A 24,902-nucleotide genomic window follows, 5' to 3' on the forward strand; every position below is an offset into this window, starting at 1 on the left:
TTTAGGAGGGCCTGTTACTGCCCTACCCCCCTGCGCCCGGTTGGCTTGGCGCAGGGGGGTAGGGCGGTTGAGTGAGCGGGCATGGGCTTTACACTTTTATTCGGCCCATTGGTGGCGGAACTTGTTGCTATGCAGCGGTGCTTTGCGTAAATTGCGGACGCAACCTTCTATTTGCCCATCCCGCGCCTATTGCTCTAATTATATGAAATTTACCGTTTCGCTACTGCTGCTGGGCCTGCTATTGACGGGGCAGTTGGCAGTGGCCCAACGCATCACCCTTAGTGGGCAGGTAGTGGAGGCTACCTCGGGCGAGCCCGTGCCATTCGCGTCCATCTTTGTACCCCGCACCAGCACGGGCATTACGGCCGATGTGGAGGGCAGATTCAAGCTTACCGTGGCAAACGCGCCCGACTCGCTGGCAGCTTCGTCGCTGGGGTTTCTGACGCTGCGGCGCAAGCTGACGGATGCCCCGCAGCAAACCATTTTGTTTCGCCTCAAGAAAGGCGGGGGGGTAGCGCTGGCCGAAGTAGTAGTAAGCTCGCGGCAGCCCGAAAATCCCGCCTTCCGCATCTTGCGCGAGGTGCAGAAGCACAAGCCCGAGAATGAGCGCACTGCCCTGCGCTCGGCCGAGTTTGGCTCCTACAACCGCATTGAGGTGAGCCTGGCCGACCTGCCCAAATCGATGGCCAACCGCAAGGTGGTGAAGGACATTCGGGCGCTGGCCGTGCGCCAGGGTGCCGCCGCCGCTGCCGACCCCGACGCGCCCCTACCCCTCTTTGCCTCGGAGGTAGGCTCGCAGGTGTACGTGAAGTATGGCCCGCCCCTGCACCGCCGCGAGGACATCAAGCATAAGCAGATGCGCGGCGCCGGCCCTCGCGAGGGCTCGGTGCTGAGCCAGATGCTGGGCTCGAACTTCCAGAACTTCGACTTTTATCCTAACTGGCAAAATATTCTGGGTAAAGACTTTATCTCGCCCATTTCGGCGGGCGGGCGCCTCACCTACGACTACGACTTGCAGGACTCGCTGCTGGTGGGCCAGGACGTATGTTACAAAATCCGGGTGACGCCCCGGCGCTCGCACGATTTGGCCTTCGCGGGCACCATCTGGATTACGAAGGAAGGCTACGCCCTGCGCCGCCTCGACGTGATAGCCAGCGAGCACGCCAACCTCAACTTCGTGACTGACCTGCGCATTTTTCAGGAGCTGACGCCGCCGGCCCAAGGGCCGGGCCTGGCCGCCCGCACCCGCCTGGTGGTAGCCATCCAGCCGGGTGATAAGCAGGCGGCCATGCGCGTGCGCTTCACCACGGTGAACTCCGATTTTCGGCGCAACGTGGAGCACGACGGGTCGTTCTATAACCAGCCCATCGTGTCGACGGTGATGGAGCCGGGCACCGACAACGAAACCAGCGGCCTGGTGAGCGGCCTGCGGCAGAAAGGCGAAACGGAGGGCTACTTCGATAAAAACCGGCCCGATACCCTGAGCCTGAGCGAGCGCCAGACCTTTGCCGTGCTTGACTCGGCCCGCGAGCTGCCCTCGGTGCGCAATACCCTCGACTGGATTGACGTCTTTATCAACGGCTACAAGCGGGTGGGGGGCGAAAACAGCAAGATTGAGCTGGGGCCCATCATCAACACCTTCGCTTTCAACAACTACGAAGGCGCCCGCTTTCGCTTCGGATTCCGCACCACGCCAGCGTTCAGCCGCAACTGGGTGCTGCAGCCCTACGTGGCTTACGGCACCCATGATGGGCGCATGAAATACGGCGTAAAAGCCAATTACATTGCCGAGCGCAGGCACTGGACAGTAATAACGGGCGAGTTTCGCCACGATGTGGAGCAGGCTGCTTTGCTTGATAACGACTTCCTACCCGACAACAATCTCTTCGTAGCCGCTTCGCGCTGGGGGCGCTTCACGGAGGGCCGGCCGGTTCTGCGCGACCTGATGACGCTGGGCGTGCAACGCGATTTATTTCACGGCTTCACGCAGTCGGTAACGCTGCGCGAACAAAACGTGAAGTATCTCAATGACTATTTCACGCCGCTCGATTTTGGCCAGGGTGCCCTAACCAACGTAACGTTGACCGAGTTGGTGATGGAGTCACGCTACGCCCCTGATGAGAACCTGGTGCAGGCCGAAAACCGGCGCCGGGCCATTGGCCTTAAGCGCTGGCCGGTTTTCAGCTTGCGTTATATTATCGGCGGCCGCGATTTCTTTACGGAGTCGCGGGCGGCTTATCAGAAATTCAACCTGGCGGTGACGCAAACCGTATCGGCGGGCTATTTTGGCCGCCTTAGCTACCGAGTGGAGGGCAACTACACCAATGACCGCCTGCCCGCCGCGTTCCTAAAGATTCCGCTGGGCAATCAAACCCCGTTCTACAACGCCAATGCGTTTAACCTGATGAACTACTTTGAATTTGTGACCGACCGCTCCGTATCGGTGCGGCTCGACCACCATTTCGAAGGCGTTATCCTGAATGCTATTCCCGGCATCCGCAGCCTCAACTGGCGCCTGGTGGCCACGGCCAATGCCCTCTACGGTGGCCTGCTGGATAAAAACCAGCGGCAAATGCGGATGCTACCCGGCGGCCGCACGTTATATCCTTACCCAAGCCTGAACAAGGTGCCTTACGTGGAGGTAGGCTACGGTATAGAAAATATCTTCAAGTTTGTTCGAGTCGACTTCATCCACCGCCTCACCTACCGCGAAGACCACGACCTCGACCCTAACTCCATGAACCCGCGCAACTTTGGCATCAAAGTGGGCGCGCAGTTCCGGCTCTGAGGCAGGGTAGGGCGCGGCCCTACCCCCCCTACGGCAGCTCGGCAAACTCGGTGGCGGGCCGGGCGCTCTGGCCCGGGCGCAGCACCTGTGCCTGCCCATCCTGGATGATAACGGCCGCCTGCGCCAGGCCCAGAAACAGGCCGTGCTCCACAATACCGGGGATGGTTTTGAGCTGCGCGGCCAGGCGCTCGGCGTCGGCAATTTGCCCGAAGTGGCAATCTACCAGCAGGTTTTTCTGGTCGGAGTAAACGGGTGCGCTAGGGTCGTCTTTAGCCATGCGCAGGGCGGGCGCGCCGCCGAGCTTTTCCACGGCATCGAGCACCCAGGGCAGCGCGAAGGGCACCACCTCCAGGGGCAGCGGAAACCGGCCTAGGCGCGGCACCAGCTTGCTCGAATCGGCAATGACGAGCAGGTAGCGCGAGGCGGTTTCGAGTACTTTTTCGCGCAGCAGCGCCCCGCCGCCACCCTTGATGAGGCGCAGCTCGGGGTCGAGCTCATCGGCGCCATCCACGGCTAGGTCGAAGGTGAGGCCGCGCCGGGGTTCCAGCAGCGGAATGCCCACCTGCCGCGCCAGCGCCTCGCTGGCCACCGAGGTAGCGAGGCCCTGCACTTTCAGGCCCTGGCGCACCCGCTCGCCAAGCTGGGTAATGAAGTGGGCCGACGTGGTGCCGGTGCCCAGGCCCAGTACCATGCCATCGCGTACCCAGCCCACGGCAGCGGCGGCGGCCTGGGCTTTTTCCTGTTCCTGGGGCGAGAGGGCGGGGGCGTTGGGCGCAGTCATGGGGGGTAGGGCTAAGTAGCGGATATAAAACCTGGGGCAATGTTACGGCAGCGCCGCCAGCGGCGGGCCAACCGGGCGCGGCCGCCGGGCGTAATTTTGCCGCATGCCCGCCCCCGCCCTACCCCCCCTCGCCCCCACCACGCCTGCCGAGCTGACGCCCCCGGCCGCAGCGCCCGCGGTGGCGCCGGCCAGCCCGGCGCCCTCGGTGGCGGCCTGGGCGCTGCTGCTGGTGCTGTCGCTCATCTGGGGCACGTCGTTTATTCTGATGAAGAAGGGGCTAGTAGTGTTTTCGGCGCTGGAGCTAGGGGCTACGCGGGTGAGCGTGGCGGCGCTACTGCTGCTGCCGTTTGCGCTGCGCGAAATGGGGCGCGTCGAGCGGAGTCGGCTCAAATGGCTGGCGCTCAGCGGCACGGTAGGCACACTCATTCCGGCATTTTTATTTGCCTACGCCGAAACGCGGCTGGCCTCGGGGCTGGCGGGCGTGCTCAATGCCCTCACGGCAGTGTTTGCGCTACTCGTGGGCGCGCTGTTTTTTGGGCAGCGCCTCACCGGGGCGCGGGTGCTGGGCATCGGGCTGGGCCTGTTGGGCACGGTGGTGCTGATGCTGCTGGGTGGCAGCGCCAGCACCAATGCCCCGGCCGGCGGCGTGGGCAACGCTTGGTACGGCGGCTACATTGTGGTGGCCACCGTGGGCTACGGCCTCAGTGTGAACGTGATAAAGCACCGCCTGCACGCGCTCACGCCGGTGGCCGTGACGTCGCTGCTGCTGCTCATCATCGGGGGGCCGGCGCTGGCGTACTTACTGCTGGGCACGGGTTTCGCGCACAAGCTGGCTACGGTGCCGGGCGCGTGGGCGGCGTTTGGCTACATCGCGCTGCTGGCCACGCTGAGCACGGCCGTGGCTACGCTGCTGTTTAATATGCTGCTGCAGCGCTCCACCACGCTCTTTGCCTCGTCGAGCACCTACCTCATTCCCATTGTGGCGTTGGCCTGGGGTGCGCTCGACGGCGAGGCTTTCAACCTGTGGCACGCGGCAGGCATGGCCATTATTCTGGCCGGCGTGTTCATCATTCACCGGGCACGATAGGTAAGTGGGTAGATGAGCAAGGGATAAATGGGCGATTGGTAATTGAGTAGGTTTTTAAAAATTCTTTCCTCATTTACTCACTTACCCATCTACATAAGGCCACTCTTGGTAGCGCTGGGAAAGGCCTGCCTGCCGGGGCTGGCCGCCCACGTAGGCCAGAATACGGGCCAGCTCGGCGGCATCGGCCACGGGGTAGTCGTGCCAGCCGGGCTGCCAGAACGGGGCTTCGGGTGGCAGCTTGGGGCGCACGAGGCGGCGGCAGGCGGCGGCCGTGCGCTGGTGCAGCAGGTCGAGAGCTTTGGCGAGGGCCAGGCCGCTGCGGGCGGGCAGGTGCAGCACGAGGTGCGCGTGGTTGGGCAAGATGGCGAAGCCCTGCACTACGAAACCGGTTTCTTCGAGCATCATGATTTCACCGGCCAGCACTTCTGCCATTTTCTCGTTTTCGAAGTGGCGTGGGCCGGTGCTGGCTTGGTCGAGGGCCGCGTCGAATTTGGCAAAAAAGGCTTTCTGGGCGCGGCGATGGTCGAGGCCGGCCGCCTGGGCCGCCCGCAAGTCGGCTTGCAGCGTGCGGGTAGCGGCGGCCGGGAGGGTGCCGGGTAGGCGTAGCGTGAGCAAAACGGTTTCGCCGAGGGACATGCAGGAGAAGTGGAAGTGCGGGTACACTCTTCGCACAGGGAGGCAAGCAGCTCCTTAGGCGGCCGGGCGCCAGACCTGGGGCGTTGTCCCGGCGCGTTAATTTACGCACGAAGCCAGCAGTATTTCTTCCTTTATACCTTGTTCTACTTCAAGCCCTACTTCTAAAACTGGCTGGGGTAGCCCGGTGGGCAGCAAGCTGCTGGCCGCCTTGCAGCCGGGGGCAGCCCCGGTGGCCTAGCCTCGGCAACGTGCGGTGGCAGGAGGCCGTTAGCTCGTCTGTATGAAGCAAACGCTGCGCATTTTTCGCTACCTACTGGCCACCTTAGCGGTACTGGCGCTCCTACTTACGCTGGTTTCGGTGCTACCTACCCCGGTGTGGTGGGTGCAGGTGACAGGCTTTCCACGGCTGCAAGCGCTGGCGGTGCTGGTGATAGCAGGGGTAGGGCTGCTGCTGCTGGGGTGGCCCCGGCACCGCTTGCTGTGGGTGGCGCTGGTGCTGGCCTGCGGCGCGGGCAGCGTGGTGCAGGCCAGCTTCTTATGGCCTTACCTGCCGGTGTCTTCCCAAACAGTGGCGGCGGCTACTCCCGCCCAGGCTCGTGACTCTACCAGCCGCGTGCGGGTGTTGGTTATCAATGTGTTGATGACCAACCGGCAGGACGCGCGCCTGCTCCAGATGGTGCGGAATGCGCACCCCGACGTGCTGCTGGCGATGGAAACCAACGACTGGTGGGCGCGGGCGCTAAGCCCCTTGCAGCCCGACTATCCGTATCGCCTCGAACTACCGCGCCCCGACGCCTACGGCATGGTACTGTACTCGCGCCTATCCCTGCTGAACCCGCATACCCAAAACCTGGAGCAGCCGGGTGTGCCCTCCATCATCACGGGGATGCGCCTGGCCGATGGCCGCACATTCACGTTTTTCGGCATTCACCCTACCCCCCCAATTCCTGATAATTACCCCGATGGCGTGGGCCTGCGCAACCAGGTGCTGCACAAAGTGGCCCGGCTGCTGCGCCAAACGCCGGGCCCCGCCCTGGTGGCCGGCGACTTCAACGACGTGTCGTGGTCGAGCAGTATTCACCAGCTCATAGTCGAGGGGCCAGTGCACGACATCAGCGTGGGGCGCGGCATTTACCCCACTTTCGACGCCCACGTTCCGGTGCTCATGCGCTGGCCCCTCGACCATTTTTTTGTGACGCCCCAGTTTCGGGTAGTGTCGCTGACGCGGCCGCCCGCCGTGGGCTCCGACCACTTTCCGCTGCTGACCGAGCTGGTGCTGAGCAGAAATTAGCGCCTTTGCACTTAGCCTACTACCCCCCTATTCAGCTTCGAATTCTTGTAGCCATAAGTGAAGTAAATCGCCAGCCCGATGAGCAGCCAAATCAGGAACATCGTCCAGTTGTTGATGCCCAGCTGCGTCATCAAGTAGAGGTTGGTGAGCAGGCCCAGCACCGGCAGCAGCGAGAGCTTCTTTTGGAACGTGACGACCATGATGGCCAGCGAGGCCATGATAAACACCAGGTACGGAATCTGGTGGCGGAAAACGCTGTAGTAGCCTTCGCCGGTGCGGCTGGCCGTGGTGCCGTCGGTATCTTCAATCAGCTTGACGATGGTGCCGTGGTCGTAGCGCCAAAGCAGGTAGCCGGCACCTACCAGTAGCAGCGGTATCAGCCAGCGGCCGCTGATGTAGGGCACCGTGAAGCGGGCATCCGACTTGCCGTAGGGGTCGATAATGAGGATGCCGCCGCACACCAGCGCGAAGGCGAACAGCGTGCCGATGCTAGTCAAATCGACCACCAAATCCATGTTCAGAAACAGGGCCGGCACGCCTACAAAAACGCCCGTGACGATGGTGCTGAATGAGGGCGTGTGTAACTTGGGGTGCACCCGCGCAAAAATGGGGGGTAGGAGGCCGTCGCGGCTCATGGTGAGCCAGATGCGCGGCTGGCCCAGCTGAAACACCAGCAGCACCGAAGCCATCGCAAACACCGCGCTCACCGCCACCAGCGCCGAGAGCCGGGGCAGCCCTACTTTGGCAAACACGAACGAGAGCGGGTCGCCTACTCCCAGCTCTTTATACGATACCATGCCAGTGAGTACCAGCGTGACAATAACATAGAGTACCGTGCAGATGATGAGCGCATACATCATAGCCTTGGGCAGGTCGCGCTGCGGGTTTTTGCACTCTTCGGCCGTGGTGGAGATGGCGTCGAAGCCGATGTAGGCGAAGAATACGGCCGACACGCCCTTGAGCACCCCACCGATGCCGTTGGGCGCGAAGGGAGACCAGTTGGCCGGTTTTACGTAGAACACGCCCACCGCAATGACCACAGCCACAATAATTAACTTCAACACCACCAGTAGGTTGGAGACATTTTTACTTTCCTTGATACCCACGTACACCAGCGCCGTGATGGCCACCGTGATGCCAAAGGCCGGTAAATCGACGACCAGCCGCAGGCCGTCGAACAGCTCCGGGGCATTGGCCCAGGCGTAGTAGGCTTCGAGCTGCGAGGGGCTGGCGGCGCTCAAGGGCTGGCCGCCCTGCATGAGGGCCATCACGGCTTCGTAGCCGGCGTGGGCGCTCTGAGTGCCCATCGTGAGCCAGCGCGGAATGTGCAGCCCCACACTGTCGAGCAGGCCGGTGAAGTAATCGCTCCACGAAATGGCCACTACGATATTGCCCACCGCGTATTCCATGATGAGCGCCCAGCCGATAATCCAGGCCGCGAGCTCCCCAAACGAGGTGTAAGCGTAGGTATAAGCCGAGCCGCTGACCGGGATAGTGGCCGCAAACTGCGCGTAGCACAGCGCCGAAAACGCGCAGGCCACCGCCGTGAACACGAACAGCAGCGACACCGCCGGCCCGCCATTAAGACTGGCCTGGCCGATAGTAGAGAAAATACCGGCCCCGATAATGGCCGCGATGCCAAGGCCGGTGAGGTCGCGCACGGTGAGGTGGCGGGCCAGGCCGCCGCCGGGGCCACCGTGGCCCCCAGCATCGGCGGGCGGGTTGGCAAGGATGGCCGCGATGGTTTTGCGGCGAAAGAGTGAGTTAGGAGTGGGAGGCATTCGGCCGGGAAGAGATTGGGCGCGCAAACTAGTAAACGGCCAAGATACGGACGAGGTGTGTGCAATCGGGCACGGCCCAGCATCGGAAGGGAAAGCGACTCTTACCTTTTGCTTTATGACTCAGCGCCCTATTGCCGTCCGCATCCCTACCTCCTGCTCGCAGCCCTGGGCTGCTATGACGCCTACCAGCGACGGCCGCCACTGCGCCGCGTGCACCAAGACGGTAGTTGATTTTACGGAGAAAACGGATACCGAAATTTTAGCCTACCTCCGGCAGCTGGGCGCGGGCGAAACCTGCGGACGCTTGCGAGCCGACCAGCTAAATCGGCCGTTGGTGCCCGCTACTACGATGGCTGCCAGCAGCCGCTGGCGCACTTGGCTAGCAGCCGCCGTAGCCGCCTGGGGCCTTCGGGAGGGCAGTAGCCTGCGAGCTGGCTCGCAGCCGCTTGCCGCATCTTATACCCACCACTCACAGAAGCAAACTACTGAAAAAGCTCCCATTACTACCACTCCTAAGCAATTGCGCGGTGTGGTGCGCGATGCGGCCACGCAGGTACCACTGGTGGGGGTAGCGATTTTTTTGAAGGGCGAAAACCAGCAGACCAGCACCGATTCGACGGGCCATTTCAGCCTGCGGCTGCCACTTGGGCGCGCGCCGCACACGCTCGTCCTGCACCTGGCAGGCTACCGCTCGCAAACGGTGCCACTCCTAGCTGCGGCCCCTACCCTTGAACTGGCACTTGAGGCCGACCCCGCAGCGGCTGGCGTCGAGGTAATGGCTTATGCATTTGTTCACCATACAGATATAACTGGCGGGGTAATTAGCACCGTACTTGTTCCGCCGGCCACTCAGCCAGCGAGTCACAACCGGTCTTTTTTTCGCTGGCTGGCCCGGCCTTTTCGGCGTGAGTAGGGCAACTATCTGGCAAACTTTTTACCCCCCAAAATCCTTGTGGTAGGGTATGATGCGACTACCCCTGGCCTTGCTGCTCACGCTGCTCATTTCGGCCTGCTCCACCTTTAAGCCGGTTCCGACTACCCGCTTCAACCCCACCGCCACCCGCGCCGAGCTGCCCCACGAGGAGGCCGTGCACCCCAAAAACTCGCTGGAATGGTGGTACCTCACCGGCCACCTGCACGACCAGGCCACCGGCGAGGAATTTGGCATTGAGTACGTCTTTTTTCACTTCAACCTGAAAGATGGCAAAGACGACTACCAGATGGTGAACGTGGCCATTACCGACCCCAAGGGGCAGAAATTCAACTACGACTACAAGCTCGGCAAGCTGCCGCGCCTGCTCACCGACTCGCTGCCCGTGCGCCTGCGCGAGCACAAAGCCGGGCAGGTCTGGAAGTTTGACGGGCAGGAGGGCACCTACCAGTTCGAGGCTGCCCTCACGGGCAAGAACAACGCTGGCTACGCCCTCAACCTCAGCACCAAACCCACCAAGCCCGTGCTGCTGCACGGCGGCACCGGCTACGAAAACTACGGCCAGGGCATCACGGCGGGCTACTATTCCTACCCCCGCCTGGCCACCACGGGCACCCTCACGGTGGCCGGCAAAACCCACCAGGTAACCGGCGACCTCTGGTACGACCGCCAGTGGAACTGCACCAGCATCGTGAGCAAAGGCGTGGGCTGGGATTGGCTCAGCATCCAGCTTGATGAGCCCCCCGTGGCCGAAGTACCCCAGCGCACGGAGCTGATGCTCAACACGCTGCGCAGTGCCGAAACGGGCCAAACGCTCAACAACGGCTCCTTTTTCAGCGCCATTAATGAGAATGTGCACCTCACGGGCACCGACTTTCAGCTCACGCCCCTTACCTACTGGACCAGCCCCAAGTCGAAGAAAAAATACCCCGCCAAGTGGCGCGTGCAGGTGCCCGCCCAGGGCTACGACCTCACCGTGGAGCCGCTGGTAGCCAACCAGGAGCTGGGCCTGCGCTTCTTCCACGCCTTCACCATGTACTACTGGGAAGGTATGTGCAAGGTCACGGGCACGCACAACGGCCAGCCCGTGACGGGCAAGGCCTACGTGGAGATTACAAACCGGTAGTTCGGCTGCTAATCAACCATAGAAACACCACCGTACGTCTTATTACGGTACAGCTTTTTTACGCAGTTGTGCTTAGTTATCAAGGCAAAGCCGAAGTCCTTTTCGTTGGTAAGCCTCGATAAATCCACAATTTGCCTGGAGATTACGCTGTAGCCCACGCAGGACCCTTTTTCTAGAAAAACGAGCGTGCAGTTAAGGTCGTCTTGCGCTTGGTTAGTCACCAGCAGCTTCGTAGTCAGATAGTTGTTTATCCCGAAGCGCTCTACTTCCGCCAAGGGGCAGTAAGGCTTCAAAACCAGTATACTATCCCAGGCAACCACCTCTTCCTTGCAAAAGCTGAAACTGGCCAGCTGGTTATTCGCGATTAATTTACTGGCAAGGGAAACGTCTACGCGCTGCTCGGTCGGACGCCGACCACAGCCGCCTAAGCTTACTACCAACACCACAAGGCCCAGGGCTTTAAGCATAACTACTGGTATTGAGAAGGCTAAATAACAGTGTTGACCCTGTTAGTCTTGAACTACTTAACGCTGATTACGTGCATGTTACCTCACCAGCATGCCCGCTAGCAGGGCTACTACCACTATGGCCACGCTGGGCACGCGCTCCCAGAGAAGCAGCAAAAAAGTAGTGCCTACTAGCAGCGGGTTGAGCGGCAGGTGCCAGTGGGCCAGCGCGCCGGGCAGGGGTAGGAGGCGGTCGGGCAGCGGGTGGTAGAGCAGCAGCGCCGCCGCGCAAACCAGGCCGGCGCTCACGGCATTCACGCCTTCGAGCGAGGCCTTCACCACGCGGTATTGGCGCAGGCTGTCCCAGAAGCGAATAACGAAAAATATCAGGAAAGTGCCGGGCAGGAAGATGCCCACCGCGCCCACCGCCGCGCCCAGCAGCTGCGGGCCAGTACCGCCCAGCGGCCGCATGGCCAGCGCCCCGATGTAGGAAGCAAACGAGAAATTGGGCCCCGGCAGCGCCTGCACCAACCCCAGCCCCGACAGAAACTCGGGCCCCGTGAGGTAGTGCTTATACTCCACAAACTCGGCGAAGAGCAGCGGTGCCAGCACCTGCCCGCCGCCGAAAACGAGCGAGCCGTTGCGGTAAAAATTCTCAAACAAGCGCACCGGCAGCAGCTGCGTGTAATGACCCAGCGCCGCCGCCAGCAGGAAAATGCCCAGCCACAGCGCGCCGTTGGCCCACTCCACCCGAATGGGCTTCTTATCGGGCACGATGGCGTGCTTGCGGTAGCGCAGGGCCGTGACCACGCCGCCGGCCAGCAGCAGCAGGGGTAGCACGCCCGGTAGCTGAAAGAAATACGCCACCATGGCGGCCGCCACCAGCAGCGCCACCGAGGTTTTAGTATGAATGACTTTCTCAGCGATGCGATAAGCCGAAAACGCCACGAAGCCTACCGCCACCGGCTGCACAAACTGCACCAGGTGCGCCGTAAATGCCGTATCGAAGCGCGTGAGCAGCAGCCCCGCCAGCGTCATGAGCACTACGGAGGGTAGGCACCACACCAGCAGCGTGAGGTAGGCCAGGTTGGGTCCGCCCAGCCGGAAGCCGATGGCCGTCATTATCTGGGTGGAGGTGGGGCCGGGCAGTAGCGCGCACAGCGCCTGTATTTCCAGCAGCTCGGCGGCGGTGAGGTACTGGCGCTTGTTTACCAGTTGCCGAAACATCATGGCCAGGTGCGCCTGCGGCCCGCCGAAGGCCGTGCAGGCCAGTGCCGCCACGTCTTTGAGAAACACGAAGTTGCGCGTCCGGCGCATCCGGCGGCCCGCCCGGCGCAGCGGGGCCAGCATGGCCGGAAAGTCGGGGTAGGACGAGTGGTTATCGGTCACAGCAAGGATGGTAGGCATGCCGAAGATAAAGCGAGCCAGCCGGCTGGATGGCCGGTTCAGGTTAAAAAGAACGTCATGCTGAGCTTGTCGAAGCATCTTGGCCGCCTCGTTGGATGAAGCGGCCAAGATGCTTCGACAAGCTCAGCATGACGTTCTTTATTCTCTCAGCTCAACCTTACTTCTTCTTCAGGCCCAGTTCGATGAGCCGCTCATTCAGAAACTCGCCGGCCGTGATGTCCACTTCCTTCTTGGGGTTGTCGGCCGTTACGAGGTGGGGTAGGGCAGCTAGGCTCATCTCCGAGCGCGGGTGCATGAAGAACGGGATGCTGTAGCGCGAGGTGTTCATCTTCTCGCGGGCGGGGTTCACCACGCGGTGAATAGTGCTCTTGAGCACGCCGTTAGTGAGGCGCTGGAGCATGTCGCCCACGTTCACCACAATCTGGTCAGGCAGGGCCGTGATGGCAATCCACTGGCCGTCGCGGCGCTTCACCTGCAGGCCGTCGGCGCTGGCGCCCATCAGTAAGGTAATCAGGTTGATATCGCCGTGCTCGGCGGCGCGCACGGCGTCGGCCGGCACTGCGTCGGGGTCTTCGATGGGGAAGTAGTGAATGGGCCGCAGGATGCTGTTGCCGTTCTTTACCTTGTCATCGAAGTAGTTTTCGGGCAGCTCCAGGTACAGCGCGATTGCGCGCAGCACGTCCTGGCCGGCGGCCTCCAGGGTGCGGTAGGCCTTCATGGTGCTCTGCTCGAAGCGGGGCACTTCCTCGGGCCAGATATTGGCGGGGTAGTCGTGGCGCACGGGGTCGGTTTCGTCCAGCACCTCCTGTCCCACGTGGTAAAACTCCTTCAGGTCGCCGGTATTGCGGCCCTTGGCGTGCTCCTTGCCCTTGCTGATGTAGCCGCGCTGGCCCGCCAGCGCGGGGTTTTCGTAGGTTTGCTTGGCTTCGTCGGGCAGCTGGAAGAACTCCTGCACGTCGGCGTACAGCTCTTTGGTCTGCGCCTCGTTGAGGCCGTGGTTTTTGAGGGCAATGAAGCCAATGCTCTGGTACGCAGCGCCGAGCTCTTGCACAAACTTGGCTTTGCGGGTAGGGTCGCCCGAGCGGAAGTCCGCGAGGTCGAGCGAGGGAATGTGGTCAGGCAGGTTATCAGCCATAAGATAAGTAAGGTTGGGTACTTGCTGATTATGGAGGATTAACCACTGGTAGCGGGCCGGGCCGGCGGCTAGTGGCGCGGGGCCCTAGCGCCGACCTGGCCAGCCAGCAGCAACCAGTAGTTACCTACTGCGAAGTTAATACAAAACCCAAAAGCCGCCTACATTCGTACTCATCACGTACCCTTGCCCTTTCATCCTCTTTCACATGAAGCTCCCTATTGTTTCGCTTACTGGCTCCCTGGCACTCGGCGCCCTGGCTGTGCTAGCCAGCTGCAGCACCTCGCAGCAAGCCGAAAGCACCACGGCCCCGGCCGACCGCAACTCCTCGCTGGGGGCCCAAACCAACGTTACTACCCCCGCTGGCCAGGTGCAGACGAAGGGCGGCATCACGCTCACGCCCTACGACGACTCGCCCAAGTTTCCGACGGCCCAGATGCAGCTCAACAGCCCCGTAAGTGGCTCCACAATGCCCAGCGGCCCGGTTACGTTTTCGTATAGCCTCACCAATTTCCAGCTGACCAACATGACGGCCAGCGACCACGCCATGCAAATGGCCAACTCGATGAAGGGCCAGCACATTCACCTCATCGTGGACGACCAGCCCTACACGGCGCACTACGACACCAAGTTTGCCGAGCCCGTGGCCGATGGCCAGCACGTTATCCTGTCGTTCCTGTCGCGCTCCTACCACGAGAGCATCAAGCACCAGGGTGCCTACGACCTGCGCACCATCACGGTGGGCACGCCGGCCGCCGGCACCGCCCCAATGGCATTCGATACGAAAGCCCCGACGTTATTTTACAGCCGCCCCAAGGATACATATTCCGGAAAAGACGCGCAGAAAATCATGCTCGACTTTTACCTCGTAAACACGACCCTCGCCCCCGACGGCAACAAGGTGCGCGCCACTATTAACGGCACCGAATTTATGCTCGACCAGTGGATACCCTATATGATGGAAGGCCTACCCGCCGGCCAGGCCACCATCAAGCTGGAGCTGCTAGATAGCAGCGGCACCCTGATTCCGGGCCCCTACAACTCGGTAACCCGCACGATTACGGTTGCGCCGTAAGCAGGGGGTAGGCGCAGGCTCGCCTTAAAAGAACGTCATGCTGAACAACGTGAAGCATCTCACTCGCGCCGCTGGGATTACTAACCCAACGATTCGAGGGAGATGCTTCACGTTGTTCAGCATGACGTTCTTTGGTTTTAGGAAGTCGCCGCCATTGCCTGCCGCACCAATTCCTGCGCTTCCGGCTTGTCGTAGTCAGCCTCCGTTTCAACCAGCGGCATAAGGCGCGCCATGATGGCTTCCTGGCGCTGGCCGGCGGCCCAGGCGTCGGCGTAGGAAGTGTCGGGCGAGAACGTGACGCGCGAGTAGAGCGGCACCCACTGGCCGGGGTATTGGGTGGCGATTTTGCTTTCGAGGCGCTTTTGCAGCAGGAAGCGCGGGTCGGCCACGCGGTCGCGCATCTCTACGAAGTTGTAGAGCGCGAGGTCGGCCATGGCGTCGGTGTTGGGTTTGCGCTGGTGCTCAAACTCATCCATTACCTTGTCCCAGTTAGCCTCGCCGTATTGCTCCAATAGTTGGTTGAGCACCGTGCAGTCCTCAAAGCCCGCGTTCATACCCTGCCCGTAGAAGGGCAGAATGGCGTGCGCCGCATCGCCGAGCAGCAACACCGTATCGTGGTAAGCCCATGGAAAGCAGCGAATCGTAACGAGCGAGCCCGTAGGATGGTCAAAAAACTCGTCCGTGAGCTGCGGCATCAGCGGCACCGCGTCGGGGAAGGTGGCCTGGAAGAACTCCGCCACTTCGGCCGGCGTTTGCAGCGCCGCGAACGACTTATCGCCCTCATAAGGGAAGAAGAGCGTGGCATTAAAGGAGCCGTCGAGGTTGGGCAGGGCAATCATCAGGAAGTTGCCACGCGGCCAGATGTGCAGCGCGTTCTTCTCCAGCTGCCAGCTACCCCCCTCGCCCGCCGCGATGGTCAATTCCTTGTAGCCGTACTCTAAGTATTGCTGCGAGTAGTCAGTGCGGTCGGTGCGCTGCAAGGCGCTGCGCACCGCCGAGAAGGCGCCATCGGCCCCAAACAGGCGCTCGTAGGCCACCTCGTATTCGCGGCGGCTGGCCACGTCCTGCAAGTGCAGGCGGCGGCCCGGCAGGTCGAGCTGCGTCAGCTTCTGGCCGAAGGTGATTTGCACGCGCGGCTCCTGCTCCACCAAGTCGAGCAGCGTGCAGTTGAGGCTGCCGCGGTTGATGGAGTAGATAGCCTGGTTTTCCTGGCCGTAGGGCTGGAAGGTGAGCTGGCCCTGGCCGTCGTGCATCACGCGCCGGTACATCGGGATGCCCACCTGCCGGATGTCCTCCACCACCCCTACCCCCGCCAGCCCCCGCCACCCGCGGTCACTCAGCGCCAGGTTGATGGAGCGGCCGCCCAGTAGGCCCTGCCGGCGCGGGTCGGGCAGGCGCTCGAACACCTGCACCGGGTGGCCGCGCCGCGCCAGGTATAGTGTCAGCAGCGAGCCCACCAGGCCCCCACCCATTACTACCAACGGCTCGGCCTGCGGCTCCAGCGGGGGGGTAGGGATTCCTAAATCAGTGCTTTCCATTATCTTTTGGTTACGCTTCGTTCACTACTGCCCTACCCCCTGCCTACTGCGGCAAGGCCTCAAAACCACGCGGCGGCCAGCTGCATCAGGCGCTCCAGGCCGGCCTGGTCAGCGGCGTCGAAGTCGTCCAGCTGGTCGCTGTCTACGTCCAGCACGGCCACTACCGCGCCATCTTTAAACACTGGCACCACTATTTCTGATTTGGAGTCGGAGCTACAGGCAATGTGGCCCGGAAAAGCCTCCACGTCGGGCACCAGCACCGTGCGGGCCTCGGCCCAGCTGGTGCCGCACACGCCGCGCCCCCGCCGGATGCGGGTGCAGGCAATCGGCCCCTGAAACGGCCCCAGCACCAGTTCGTCGGCTTTCACCAGGTAGAAGCCCACCCAGAAGAACCCAAATGCCTGTCGCAGCGCGGCGGCCGTGTTGGCTAGGTTGGCCGTGAGGTCGGATTCGGTGGTGGTCAGGGCTTCGAGCTGGGGGTAGAGCTCGGCGTAGTGGTCGGCCCGGGCCAGGCCGGGCGTCAAAAACAGGTTTTCGGACATGAAGACGTAACAGCTAAGGGGGCAAAAGTACCCGCCGGCCGCTGCCCCGCCCTACCCCACCGGCGCGGGCTGCGCCACGGTAGCCGTGGCAAAGGTGCCACCCTGGTGCTCGGTAGCCTGCACCAGCCGGTAATTAAGCTCCTCCTTAGTGTCCAGGTATTCGTCGTAGCTCGTGGTTTCTACGAAGTACTGCACCGTCACTTCCTTACCGTTGGGCGTGATGCTGTTGAACTTCATCTGCACGTCTTTGGTCACCAACGGGTGGGCCTGCATGGTTTCTACCGACTCCTGAATAATGGCCTGGAGCTGGTCGCTGGTCGTTTTGTGGTCATACACCAGCGTGAAGCCCACCCGCCGGGCCGTGCGCAGGCTCAGGTTGTCCAAGGGCTTGTCAATCATGCTTTTATTGGGCACCGTGAGGTAGCTTTTTTCGGCCGTGCGCAGGCGTGTGCTGCGAAAGCCGATTTTCTCCACCGTGCCGCTCACGCTACCCGCCGTCACGAGGTCGCCTACCCCGAAGGGCTGGTCGAGGAAGATAGTGAACGAGGCCAGCAGGTTTTCCAGGCTCTCCTTGGCGGCAAATGCCACCGCCAGGCCGCCAATACCCAGGCCGCCAATCAAGGCCGTCACGTTCACCCCAAATACCTGCCCCAGAGCTATCAGCAAGCCAATCACAACGATGAAAACCTTTAGCAGGTCTTTGGCAAAAGGGAGGAACTGGCTATCGAGCCGGCGCACGCCGGTGGCCGCCGTCAGCTCGGCGCGGCGCTGCACCACCAGCAGCGCAAAATCGACGAGCCGCAATATCACCCACACAATGGTACCAATCACGCCCAGGTGAAACAGGCCCAGCAGCAGCACCTTCGGCCAGGGCTCTACCCCCTTCACCGCCAGCGGTGGCAGCGGATAGCGCAACACACTAAAAGCCAGATAGAACGAAATCAAAAACAGCAACGCCCCCAACGGCTGAATCAGCAGGTCGTGCAGCTCGCTCTCGGTCACGCCGGCCGTGTAGCGCTTAGTCAGCCGAAATATGGCCTTGCTCAGCAGCCGCGACAGTACCCGGTTCAGAAAGGAGCCCAGCAGCAGCACAATGGCAGCTATAACGTACTCATACAGCTCATTGCCAAGCGCCTGCCGGTGCAAAAAAGGGGGAAATTCCATTTACTAAGTAGTCATTCAATAATATGCGGGTTATCGGTCAGCAATTGGTAGCCAATGGCTTGCAAGGCGCTTACTACCTGATAACTCATAAAACCAGTAGTAGCGCGGGCAGCAAATCTGCCTGCAAGCAAGAAGCCAGGCCTTTGCACTTTTAGCTAAAAGCCAACGCGCAAGGAATAGTATGGCACCTCGACTACTAGGAAGCAAAGCCGCCACTACACCCAACCTTCCTGTGCTTACGCAAAGAGCTTCTTACCTGTTAATAATGCTACCCGGTACTTACTGAAGCGCTCAGTCGATTTTGAAGGCTTTCTAAACGCATTTTGAGCGTCCTACATATCCAACGAACTTTCATTATTCATTCATAACTAGTTACTGCAGAATATTTTTTTAAAAAAATTTCTGCATCAGTATGGTTCTGAAAAAAATAAAAAAAGCGCCAAACAGCACTGTGATGCAATAAATTCCACTTCCACAAGGGTTTCAATACTTCTACAGCGCTGCTATCTTATGTCACTTAACCGGTGTACAATGGTATTCTATAGTTTACTTTGCAAAACCAATACTCTAGCAATAGAGAGGCGGCCCCACTCTTCTATCTCCCCTTCTACCATTTTTCAATTTAAAGTTATCATGAAACCATTGCATTCCCGCGTTGACGCGGACCAGTTGGAGCGTGCCGCCGCCATGCTCAAAGTGCTTTCGCACCCCAAGCGCCTTGCCATCGTTGACTTGCTCGGCAAGAGCAAAGGCAACAAAGAGCACCAGATGTCGGTAACCGAAATCTACCAGGCTTTGGATATTCCCCAGGCCATTGCTTCCCAGCACCTCATCACGTTGAAAGACCGTGGCGTGCTGAAGTCGAGCAAAGTAGGTACCAAGATTTATTATGCGCTCGCGGTTCCGCAGCTCATGAAAATCATTGACACGCTGGAAGACTACTCTACCCACATCTAAAACCAACCGGGGCAGCTCCTGGCCAATCTAGTGGCCTAGTAGCAGCTGCCTTTATGAAACCTGCTTGGCTTACTATATATCTTGTTCCACTGCTTGCGCTCAACCAGCTTTAGCCTGAAGAGTGGGGGTAGGGAATAGAAACCGCTAATTATAAAAAAACGCCCCCTCCTGCCTTCGGGCAGCAGGGGGCGTTTTTAATGGGGGTAGGCAGCCGCACTAAGCGGTGGCGGGCTGGTGCTCCAGGTCGAAAATATCGGTTAGCAGCGGCAGCAGCTGCTCGGCCTCGTCGCGGCGGCAGGCGGCTTTGAGGTGCAACACGTGCTGCTTCAGCACTTTCTGCATAAAGGCGCGCGTGGCATCATCCAGCAGCTTCACTTCGGAGGGGGTAGCCTTTTTTTGGAAGCGCTCCAGCTCTTGCTGGCGCAGCTGCTCTAGGCCCGCCTTCATGCGCTGAATGATTGGCGACACCAGCATCTCGCGGCTCCAGTCGCTGAAGTCGCGCAGGCTCTCGGCCACAATGGCCTGCACCTGGGGCACGGCGGCCAGGCGCTGCTCCAGCGCGGCCGAAGCCTTGCTCTGGATGGCATCGACATTGTAGACTAGCACGCCGGGCACCTGCTCCACATCGGCGGCCACGGAGCGCGGCACGGCCAAGTCAATGAAAAACTTGTAGCTCAGCACGTCCAGGTTCGCCACCAGGTCGTGGGTGAAAAACGGGATTTCGAGGTTGATGGAGGAGATAACCACATCGGCTTCGCGCAGGGCGGTGGTCAGGTTCTCGAAGTCAGCAATGCGGAGGCGGCCGGGGGCAAATTCGGCGGCCAGCTCCTCGGCGCGGGCGCGAGTGCGGTTGCAGAGCGTGACGCTGGCAAACGACCGGCTATCGGCCAGGTGGCGGCACACGTCGCTCCCGATTTCGCCCAGGCCCACTACCAGTACGCGCGGGCTGGCCACATCGGCCGTGAGCTCCTCTACCAGCTCCAGGGCCGCGTAGCTCATCGACGCCGCCCCATCGCGGAAGCTGGTTTCCTGCTGCACGCGCTTATTGGCGAAAAAGATGGTGTGCAGCAGGCGGTGCAAAAACGGCCCGGCCGCATCGGCATCGGCCGCCCACTGGTACGCGTGCTTCACCTGGTTGATAATCTGCATATCGCCCACTACCTGCGCGTCGAGGCCCAGCGCTACCTCAAACAGGTGGCGCGTAGTGGCCTCCGCCTCGGCAAACAGGTCGAAGTAGGGCGCGAAGCTCAGCGCATCGGCCCGGCTCTTGAGCTCGCCCAGCGCCCGAATGATGGCGGCCGAATAGTCGTCGTCGTGCGCGTAGTAGATTTCGGTGCGGTTGCAGGTACTCAGCACCAGTACATCGCTCAGGTGCAGCTCAGTACGTAGCTGCTGCAAAAAACGGCGGCAGGCGGTTTCATCCAGGGCCAGTAGCTCGCGAATGGCGAGCGGGGCATTGCGGAAGGATAAACTAACTGCCTTGAAAGGATGGGACATAACACGGGCCGGCTCAGGGTCGGCCAGTAAAATTACTTCACAAATAATGGTCCTTAAAAAACAGGTAAAGGCTGGATTGGGTTCGGTTGGCCCGGCTAGTATATGAGGTATCTTCTTTACTCGTTTAAAGGGGGTTGTTACTCTCCGGGTGCCGGGCCCGACCTTTACCTTTCCTATGCTTCCTCCCCTCTACGACCAAAAATCCCGTATCAAGCTGTTAGTGCTGTTGTTGGCGCTACTCATTGCCGGGGCTACCGTCGTGTATACCAACGTACTGGTGCAGCGCCTCTCCGAGCGCGAGCAGCACCAGATTGATTTGTACGCTAAAACGCTGCGCTATCTTATCAATACGGAGGACACAAAAAATCTGCAATTTTTGCAAGAGCAGATTATTGAGGCCAACACCACCATTCCGGTTATTCTGACGGATGGTGAAAATATCAACGACGCCCGCAACCTGAACCTGGGCGCACACCTTTCGGAGGCCGATTCGGTGCGCAAGATGACCTCCGTGCTGCTGGAGATGCAAAAGCGCCACCCGCCCATCGTGATTGAACTGGCCGGGGGCACCCGCAACTACGTCTTTTACCAGGATTCGCGGCTGCTGCGGCAGCTGCGCACCTACCCCCTGGTGCAGCTCGGGGTTATCGCCTCGCTGGCCGTGATGGCCTATATATCCTTCAGCTACTCGCGGCGGGCCGAGCAAAACCGTGTGTGGGTGGGCCTGGCCAAGGAAACCGCGCACCAACTGGGCACCCCGCTCAGCTCGCTGGTGGGCTGGCAGAGCTACCTGCGCGAGAGTGAGCGCTTCCACGACGAGCCCATTGTGGAGGAGCTGGGTAAGGATATTAAGCGTCTGGAAATCATCACGGAGCGCTTCAGCAACATTGGCTCGGTGCCGGTGCTCAAAGCTGAAAACTTCTATCTCACTACCCGCAACGCCATCGCTTACCTCGAAGCCCGCGTGTCGCGCAAGGTCAAGTTCACTATCGAAACCGAGCTGCCGCTCGATACGCCAGCCTGTATTAACGTGCCGCTGTTTGACTGGGTAGTGGAGAATATCTGCAAAAACGCCGTGGATGCCATGGACGGGCGCGGGTCCATCACGCTGCGGCTGCACCGGTTGAAGCCGCGCCGGCAGTGGTGGCGCCGCCGCGCACCGCACCCGCAAGTGGCCATCGACATCACCGACACGGGCAAGGGCATTCCCAAAAACAAGCTCGAAAGCGTGTTCTTGCCCGGCTACACCACCAAGAAGCGCGGCTGGGGCCTAGGCCTGGCGCTGGCCCGCCGCATCATCGAAAACTACCACCAGGGCCGCCTCTACGTGAAGAGCAGCGAGGTGGGCAAGGGTACGACGTTTCGGCTGGTGCTCAATCAATAGTGTGTAGGGTAAGCTTTAGCTTGCCGGGCGTGAGTATATCCTGGCAAGCTGAAGCTTACCCTACACGCTACGGCCCATTACGAGCTGGTCGGGCAGGTTCATCAGGTAGTCGCCGTAGCCGCTCTTGCGTAGCGGGCCGGCGATTTTGCGCAGTTGGTCGGCATCGATAAAGCCCTGGCGGAAAGCGGCTTCCTCGATAGAGCCCACTTTCAGGCCCTGACGCTGCTCCAGCACGCGTACAAACTCGCCGGCCTGCATCAGGCTTTCAAAGGTGCCCGTGTCGAGCCAGGCCGTGCCCCGGCCCAGGATGCCCACTTTCAGCTTGCCGCGGCGCAGGTACTCGCGGTTCACATCCGTGATTTCGTACTCGCCGCGCGGGCTGGGCTCCAGGTTTTTGGCAATCTCAACCACTTCATTATCATAGAAGTAGAGACCCGGCACGGCGTAGTTGCTCTTGGGGCTGGCAGGCTTTTCCTCGATGCTGAGGGCCACCTTGTTTTCGTCGAACTCGACCACGCCGTAGCGCTCGGGGTCGTGCACATGGTAGGCGTACACTACCCCCCCGTCGGGGTCGCTATTGGCCTTGAGCAGCTCTTCCATGCCTTCGCCGTGGAAGATGTTGTCGCCCAGCACCAGCGCCACTTTATCCTGGCCAATGAAGTCGGCGCCCAGCACGAAGGCCTGGGCCAAGCCATTGGGCAATTCCTGCACCACGTACTGGAAATTGCAGCCTAGGTTCTTGCCGTCGCCCAGCAGCTTCTTAAACTGCTCCTGGTCGTGGGGGGTAGTGATGATGAGGATTTCGCGGATGCCCGCCATCATCAATATCGACAGCGGATAATAAATCATCGGCTTGTCGTAGACGGGCATCAGCTGCTTCGAAACAGCCAGCGTGAGCGGGTGCAGCCGGGTGCCGGAGCCGCCGGCGAGAATAATTCCTTTCATGGTTGGTTGAAGTTGGGGCTAGTAGAATGTCATGCTGAGCTTGCCGAAGCATCTCTATCGCGTAACTAACTCTTAGCTTTGAGGTTACTTGCGCGAACGAGATGCTTCGACAAGCTCAGCATGACGTTCAATTAGTTGCGTTCTTTGATAAACTCCTGATTATCCTTAAACCAGCTCAGCGTTTGCTGCAAGCCCTCGCGGATGCGCACCTGCGGCGCGTAGCCCAGCCGGGTTTCGGCCTTGGTGATGTCGGCCAAGGAATCGCGAATGTCCCCTGCACGATTGGGGCCAAATTTGGGCTCCAGGGTCGAGTGGGCTTCTTCGCGCAGGATGTCGTACATCTGCACCAGCGAGGTACGGTCGCCCACGGCAATGTTGTAGACCTGGCCCAGCGCCTCGGGGTTGGTGGTGAGCGCTGCCCGGATATTAGCCTGCACGCAGTTGGCCACGAAGGTGAAGTCGCGGGTCTGGCCGCCGTCGCCGTTGAGGGTAGGCGCGTCGTTTTCCAGAATGGCGTCGATAAACAGCGGAATTACAGCTGCGTAGGCTCCGCCGGGGTCTTGGCGCGGGCCGAAGATATTGAAGTAGCGCAGGCCGATAATTTCCATGCCGTAGGTGCGGGCAAATACGTCGGCGTACAGCTCGTTGGCGTATTTCGTCACGGCGTAGGGCGAGAGCGGCTTGCCGATGCGGTCCTCCACCTTGGGTAGGCCGGGGTGGTCGCCATAGGTCGAGCTGCTGGCCGCGTACACAAAGCGCTTGATACCCGCTTCTTTGGCCGCAAACAGCATTTTCACGAAACCGCCCACGTTTACCTCGTCAGTGGTCACGGGGTCGTTGATGGAGCGCGGCACCGAGCCCAGCGCCGCCTGGTGCAGCACAATGTCCATACCCTGGCAGGCGCGGGCGCAAGCCTCGCGGTCGCGGATATCACCTTCCTGCACCTCCAACGCCGGGTTACCTTCGAATAGCCGCAGGTTTTTGCGGAAGCCGTTGGAAAAATTGTCCAGCACCCGCACCTTCCCTACCCCCTGCTTGAGCAGGTATTCAACCAGATTGGAGCCGATGAAGCCGGCCCCGCCGGTAACCAGAAAGCTGAGGCCAGCAAGCGGCTGGTCGGTAAAAGATTGTTCGTACATTTTTTTCTTTTGTCATTGCGAGCGCAACGAAGTGGAGCGCGGCAATCTTTCCTTTATAGTTGTTAATCGGCTGACTGCTTTTCCTAACGTGAGGGAAAGATTGCCGCGCTCCACTTCGTTGCGCTCGCAATGACAAACGATTTCGTGATTTTACCGGTCGGCGTATTGCTTGGTATTATAGTCCTGGTAGGCGCCGCTGGTCACGTGGTCGAGCCACTCCTGGTTGGCCAGGTACCAGTCCACGGTCTGGTTCAGGCCCTGCTCGAAGGTTACGCTGGGCTTCCAGCCGAGCTCGTTCATGATTTTGCTGCTGTCGATGGCGTAGCGCATGTCGTGGCCGGCGCGGTCGGTCACGAAGGTGATGAGCTGGCGCGAGGTGCCGGCGGGCTGGCCGGTTTTCTCATCCACCACGTCGCAGAGCAGTTCAATGAGCTTGAGGTTCTGCCACTCGTTCACGCCGCCGATATTGTAGGTATCGCCCAGCTTGCCTTTGTGGAAAACGGCGTCGATGGCCGTGGCGTGGTCTTTCACGAAGAGCCAGTCGCGCACGTTTTCGCCCTTGCCGTACACGGGCACGTTTTGGCCGGTGCGTAGGCGGTGAATAGCCAGCGGAATGAGCTTCTCGGGGAAGTGGTTAGGGCCGTAGTTGTTCGAGCAGTTGCTGAGCTTTACGGGCAGGCCGTAGGTGTGGTACCAGGCCCGTACGAAGTGGTCGGAGCTGGCCTTGGAAGCCGAGTAGGGCGAGCGCGGGTCGTAAGCCGTTTCCTCGGTGAACATCTCGGGGCCGAAGTCAAGCGAGCCGTATACTTCGTCGGTACTTACGTGGTAGAACGTGTGGCCGTCGAAGCCTTTCTCTTTCCACAGGTTCTTGGCCGCGTTCAGCAAATACACGGTACCCAGCACGTTGGTGCGCACAAACGCCAGCGGGTCGGTGATGCTGCGGTCCACGTGGCTCTCGGCGGCGAGGTGAATCACGGCGTCGGGCTTTTCGCTGGTAAACAGTCCATCCACGAATGCCTCATCGGCAATGTCGCCCTTCACAAACTGGTAGTTCGGCGCGTTTTCGATGTCGCGCAGGTTTTCCAGGTTGCCGGCGTAGGTGAGGGCATCCAGGTTAAGAATCTGGTACTCGGGGTACTTGGTGACGAACAGGCGCACTACGTGCGAGCCAATGAAACCGGCCCCGCCGGTAATGAGGATTTTCATGCGGTAAATGAGTAGATGAGTAAGTGAGTAAGTGAGCCATAAAAATGAA

21 protein-coding genes are annotated in these 24,902 nt (G+C 60.6%); 8 read left to right on the forward strand and 13 right to left on the reverse strand.

Annotated elements, in window-relative coordinates; translation table 11 throughout:
* The first annotated feature begins 202 nt into the window (after nt 1-202).
* Entirely contained in the window at nt 203-2,788 is a 2,586-nt protein-coding gene (locus E4631_RS13245) for a DUF5686 and carboxypeptidase-like regulatory domain-containing protein (RefSeq protein WP_133659182.1), read from the forward strand.
* Between the two features lie 28 nt (nt 2,789-2,816).
* Here E4631_RS13245 and rpiA read toward each other — a convergent pair whose 3' ends face one another.
* A complete protein-coding gene (rpiA, locus tag E4631_RS13250) occupies nt 2,817-3,569 on the reverse strand; it encodes a ribose-5-phosphate isomerase RpiA (RefSeq protein WP_133659183.1) in 753 nt (250 codons plus the stop codon).
* Between the two features lie 103 nt (nt 3,570-3,672).
* Here rpiA and E4631_RS13255 point away from each other — a divergent pair, with 103 nt between their 5' ends.
* A complete protein-coding gene (locus E4631_RS13255) occupies nt 3,673-4,656 on the forward strand; it encodes a DMT family transporter (RefSeq protein ID WP_133659184.1) in 984 nt (327 codons plus the stop codon).
* 81 nt (nt 4,657-4,737) lie between these two features.
* On the opposite strand, the gene E4631_RS13260 is transcribed toward E4631_RS13255, so the two are convergent.
* On the reverse strand, nt 4,738-5,292 hold the full coding sequence (locus tag E4631_RS13260) for a transposase (protein ID WP_133659185.1): 555 nt from the start codon (nt 5,290-5,292) through the stop codon (nt 4,738-4,740).
* A 280-nt stretch (nt 5,293-5,572) separates the two neighbouring features.
* Here E4631_RS13260 and E4631_RS13265 point away from each other — a divergent pair, with 280 nt between their 5' ends.
* A complete protein-coding gene (locus E4631_RS13265) occupies nt 5,573-6,583 on the forward strand; it encodes an endonuclease/exonuclease/phosphatase family protein (protein ID WP_133659186.1) in 1,011 nt (336 codons plus the stop codon).
* 11 nt (nt 6,584-6,594) lie between these two features.
* Here the strand turns inward: E4631_RS13265 and E4631_RS13270 are convergent, their stop codons facing one another.
* Complete coding sequence (locus E4631_RS13270; protein WP_133659187.1) at nt 6,595-8,364, reverse strand: amino acid permease; 1,770 nt, start codon at nt 8,362-8,364, stop codon at nt 6,595-6,597.
* 115 nt (nt 8,365-8,479) lie between these two features.
* Here E4631_RS13270 and E4631_RS13275 point away from each other — a divergent pair, with 115 nt between their 5' ends.
* Together E4631_RS13275 and E4631_RS13280 are read left to right on the forward strand one after the other, a co-directional pair.
* Nucleotides 8,480-9,277, forward strand: a complete 798-nt coding sequence (locus tag E4631_RS13275; protein WP_166648211.1) for a carboxypeptidase-like regulatory domain-containing protein — start codon at nt 8,480-8,482, stop codon at nt 9,275-9,277.
* A gap of 49 nt (nt 9,278-9,326) precedes the next feature.
* On the forward strand, nt 9,327-10,421 hold the full coding sequence (locus E4631_RS13280) for a lipocalin-like domain-containing protein (RefSeq protein WP_133659189.1): 1,095 nt from the start codon (nt 9,327-9,329) through the stop codon (nt 10,419-10,421).
* Between the two features lie 8 nt (nt 10,422-10,429).
* Here the strand turns inward: E4631_RS13280 and E4631_RS13285 are convergent, their stop codons facing one another.
* The 3 genes from E4631_RS13285 to E4631_RS13295 form a co-directional block, all read right to left on the reverse strand.
* Nucleotides 10,430-10,888 carry a hypothetical protein gene (locus E4631_RS13285; protein WP_133659190.1) on the reverse strand — a complete coding sequence of 153 codons (459 nt, stop codon included), beginning with the start codon at nt 10,886-10,888 and terminating at the stop codon, nt 10,430-10,432.
* A gap of 78 nt (nt 10,889-10,966) precedes the next feature.
* Nucleotides 10,967-12,217, reverse strand: coding sequence for a chromate efflux transporter (chrA, locus tag E4631_RS13290; RefSeq protein ID WP_133659343.1), 1,251 nt, complete (start codon nt 12,215-12,217; stop codon nt 10,967-10,969).
* 214 nt (nt 12,218-12,431) lie between these two features.
* Nucleotides 12,432-13,409 carry an isopenicillin N synthase family oxygenase gene (locus tag E4631_RS13295; RefSeq protein ID WP_133659191.1) on the reverse strand — a complete coding sequence of 326 codons (978 nt, stop codon included), beginning with the start codon at nt 13,407-13,409 and terminating at the stop codon, nt 12,432-12,434.
* A 205-nt stretch (nt 13,410-13,614) separates the two neighbouring features.
* Here E4631_RS13295 and E4631_RS13300 point away from each other — a divergent pair, with 205 nt between their 5' ends.
* On the forward strand, nt 13,615-14,481 hold the full coding sequence (locus E4631_RS13300) for a hypothetical protein (protein ID WP_133659192.1): 867 nt from the start codon (nt 13,615-13,617) through the stop codon (nt 14,479-14,481).
* Nucleotides 14,482-14,618: 137 nt separating this feature from the next.
* On the opposite strand, the gene E4631_RS13305 is transcribed toward E4631_RS13300, so the two are convergent.
* From E4631_RS13305 to E4631_RS13315, 3 genes are read right to left on the reverse strand one after another with little or no spacing between them, the layout of a single operon-like run.
* Nucleotides 14,619-16,019: an NAD(P)/FAD-dependent oxidoreductase gene (locus E4631_RS13305; RefSeq protein WP_133659193.1), complete on the reverse strand. Its 1,401-nt coding sequence runs from the start codon at nt 16,017-16,019 to the stop codon at nt 14,619-14,621.
* Between the two features lie 59 nt (nt 16,020-16,078).
* Nucleotides 16,079-16,561 carry a GAF domain-containing protein gene (locus tag E4631_RS13310; RefSeq protein ID WP_133659194.1) on the reverse strand — a complete coding sequence of 161 codons (483 nt, stop codon included), beginning with the start codon at nt 16,559-16,561 and terminating at the stop codon, nt 16,079-16,081.
* Nucleotides 16,562-16,612: 51 nt separating this feature from the next.
* Nucleotides 16,613-17,725 carry a mechanosensitive ion channel family protein gene (locus E4631_RS13315; RefSeq protein WP_133659195.1) on the reverse strand — a complete coding sequence of 371 codons (1,113 nt, stop codon included), beginning with the start codon at nt 17,723-17,725 and terminating at the stop codon, nt 16,613-16,615.
* A 633-nt stretch (nt 17,726-18,358) separates the two neighbouring features.
* On the opposite strand from E4631_RS13315, the gene E4631_RS13320 reads away from it, so the two are divergent.
* Nucleotides 18,359-18,682, forward strand: coding sequence for a helix-turn-helix transcriptional regulator (locus E4631_RS13320; protein WP_133659196.1), 324 nt, complete (start codon nt 18,359-18,361; stop codon nt 18,680-18,682).
* 216 nt (nt 18,683-18,898) lie between these two features.
* On the opposite strand, the gene hemA is transcribed toward E4631_RS13320, so the two are convergent.
* Nucleotides 18,899-20,179 carry a glutamyl-tRNA reductase gene (gene hemA / locus E4631_RS13325; RefSeq protein WP_133659197.1) on the reverse strand — a complete coding sequence of 427 codons (1,281 nt, stop codon included), beginning with the start codon at nt 20,177-20,179 and terminating at the stop codon, nt 18,899-18,901.
* Between the two features lie 175 nt (nt 20,180-20,354).
* Here hemA and E4631_RS13330 point away from each other — a divergent pair, with 175 nt between their 5' ends.
* Nucleotides 20,355-21,563, forward strand: a complete 1,209-nt coding sequence (locus E4631_RS13330) for an ATP-binding protein (RefSeq protein ID WP_133659198.1) — start codon at nt 20,355-20,357, stop codon at nt 21,561-21,563.
* A 60-nt stretch (nt 21,564-21,623) separates the two neighbouring features.
* Here the strand turns inward: E4631_RS13330 and rfbA are convergent, their stop codons facing one another.
* The 3 genes from rfbA to rfbB form a co-directional block, all read right to left on the reverse strand.
* Nucleotides 21,624-22,508, reverse strand: a complete 885-nt coding sequence (gene rfbA / locus E4631_RS13335) for a glucose-1-phosphate thymidylyltransferase RfbA (protein ID WP_133659199.1) — start codon at nt 22,506-22,508, stop codon at nt 21,624-21,626.
* A 131-nt stretch (nt 22,509-22,639) separates the two neighbouring features.
* Nucleotides 22,640-23,647 (reverse strand): SDR family oxidoreductase, encoded by a 1,008-nt coding sequence (locus E4631_RS13340; RefSeq protein ID WP_133659200.1) that lies wholly within the window; start codon nt 23,645-23,647, stop codon nt 22,640-22,642.
* Between the two features lie 150 nt (nt 23,648-23,797).
* Nucleotides 23,798-24,853 (reverse strand): dTDP-glucose 4,6-dehydratase, encoded by a 1,056-nt coding sequence (rfbB, locus tag E4631_RS13345; RefSeq protein WP_133659201.1) that lies wholly within the window; start codon nt 24,851-24,853, stop codon nt 23,798-23,800.
* Between the last annotated feature and the right edge of the window lie 49 nt (nt 24,854-24,902).

This window comes from Hymenobacter sp. UV11 (assembly GCF_004684095.1).
Classification (GTDB): domain Bacteria; phylum Bacteroidota; class Bacteroidia; order Cytophagales; family Hymenobacteraceae; genus Hymenobacter.

Excerpts from the sequence above, each read along its gene's own strand:
- chrA (WP_133659343.1), bottom strand. The coding sequence starts at position 12,217 with ATGCTGGCCCCGCTGCGCCGGGCGGGCCGCCGGATGCGCCGGACGCGC.
- E4631_RS13340 (WP_133659200.1), bottom strand. The coding sequence starts at position 23,647 with ATGTACGAACAATCTTTTACCGACCAGCCGCTTGCTGGCCTCAGCTTT.
- E4631_RS13255 (WP_133659184.1), top strand. The coding sequence starts at position 3,673 with ATGCCCGCCCCCGCCCTACCCCCCCTCGCCCCCACCACGCCTGCCGAG.
- E4631_RS13270 (WP_133659187.1), bottom strand. The coding sequence starts at position 8,364 with ATGCCTCCCACTCCTAACTCACTCTTTCGCCGCAAAACCATCGCGGCC.
- E4631_RS13315 (WP_133659195.1), bottom strand. The coding sequence starts at position 17,725 with ATGGAATTTCCCCCTTTTTTGCACCGGCAGGCGCTTGGCAATGAGCTG.
- rfbA (WP_133659199.1), bottom strand. The coding sequence starts at position 22,508 with ATGAAAGGAATTATTCTCGCCGGCGGCTCCGGCACCCGGCTGCACCCG.
- E4631_RS13320 (WP_133659196.1), top strand. The coding sequence starts at position 18,359 with ATGAAACCATTGCATTCCCGCGTTGACGCGGACCAGTTGGAGCGTGCC.
- E4631_RS13275 (WP_166648211.1), top strand. The coding sequence starts at position 8,480 with ATGACTCAGCGCCCTATTGCCGTCCGCATCCCTACCTCCTGCTCGCAG.
- E4631_RS13330 (WP_133659198.1), top strand. The coding sequence starts at position 20,355 with ATGCTTCCTCCCCTCTACGACCAAAAATCCCGTATCAAGCTGTTAGTG.
- E4631_RS13300 (WP_133659192.1), top strand. The coding sequence starts at position 13,615 with ATGAAGCTCCCTATTGTTTCGCTTACTGGCTCCCTGGCACTCGGCGCC.
- E4631_RS13285 (WP_133659190.1), bottom strand. The coding sequence starts at position 10,888 with ATGCTTAAAGCCCTGGGCCTTGTGGTGTTGGTAGTAAGCTTAGGCGGC.
- E4631_RS13260 (WP_133659185.1), bottom strand. The coding sequence starts at position 5,292 with ATGTCCCTCGGCGAAACCGTTTTGCTCACGCTACGCCTACCCGGCACC.
- E4631_RS13310 (WP_133659194.1), bottom strand. The coding sequence starts at position 16,561 with ATGTCCGAAAACCTGTTTTTGACGCCCGGCCTGGCCCGGGCCGACCAC.
- E4631_RS13280 (WP_133659189.1), top strand. The coding sequence starts at position 9,327 with ATGATGCGACTACCCCTGGCCTTGCTGCTCACGCTGCTCATTTCGGCC.
- hemA (WP_133659197.1), bottom strand. The coding sequence starts at position 20,179 with ATGTCCCATCCTTTCAAGGCAGTTAGTTTATCCTTCCGCAATGCCCCG.
- E4631_RS13265 (WP_133659186.1), top strand. The coding sequence starts at position 5,573 with ATGAAGCAAACGCTGCGCATTTTTCGCTACCTACTGGCCACCTTAGCG.
- E4631_RS13245 (WP_133659182.1), top strand. The coding sequence starts at position 203 with ATGAAATTTACCGTTTCGCTACTGCTGCTGGGCCTGCTATTGACGGGG.
- E4631_RS13305 (WP_133659193.1), bottom strand. The coding sequence starts at position 16,019 with ATGGAAAGCACTGATTTAGGAATCCCTACCCCCCCGCTGGAGCCGCAG.
- rpiA (WP_133659183.1), bottom strand. The coding sequence starts at position 3,569 with ATGACTGCGCCCAACGCCCCCGCCCTCTCGCCCCAGGAACAGGAAAAA.
- rfbB (WP_133659201.1), bottom strand. The coding sequence starts at position 24,853 with ATGAAAATCCTCATTACCGGCGGGGCCGGTTTCATTGGCTCGCACGTA.
- E4631_RS13295 (WP_133659191.1), bottom strand. The coding sequence starts at position 13,409 with ATGGCTGATAACCTGCCTGACCACATTCCCTCGCTCGACCTCGCGGAC.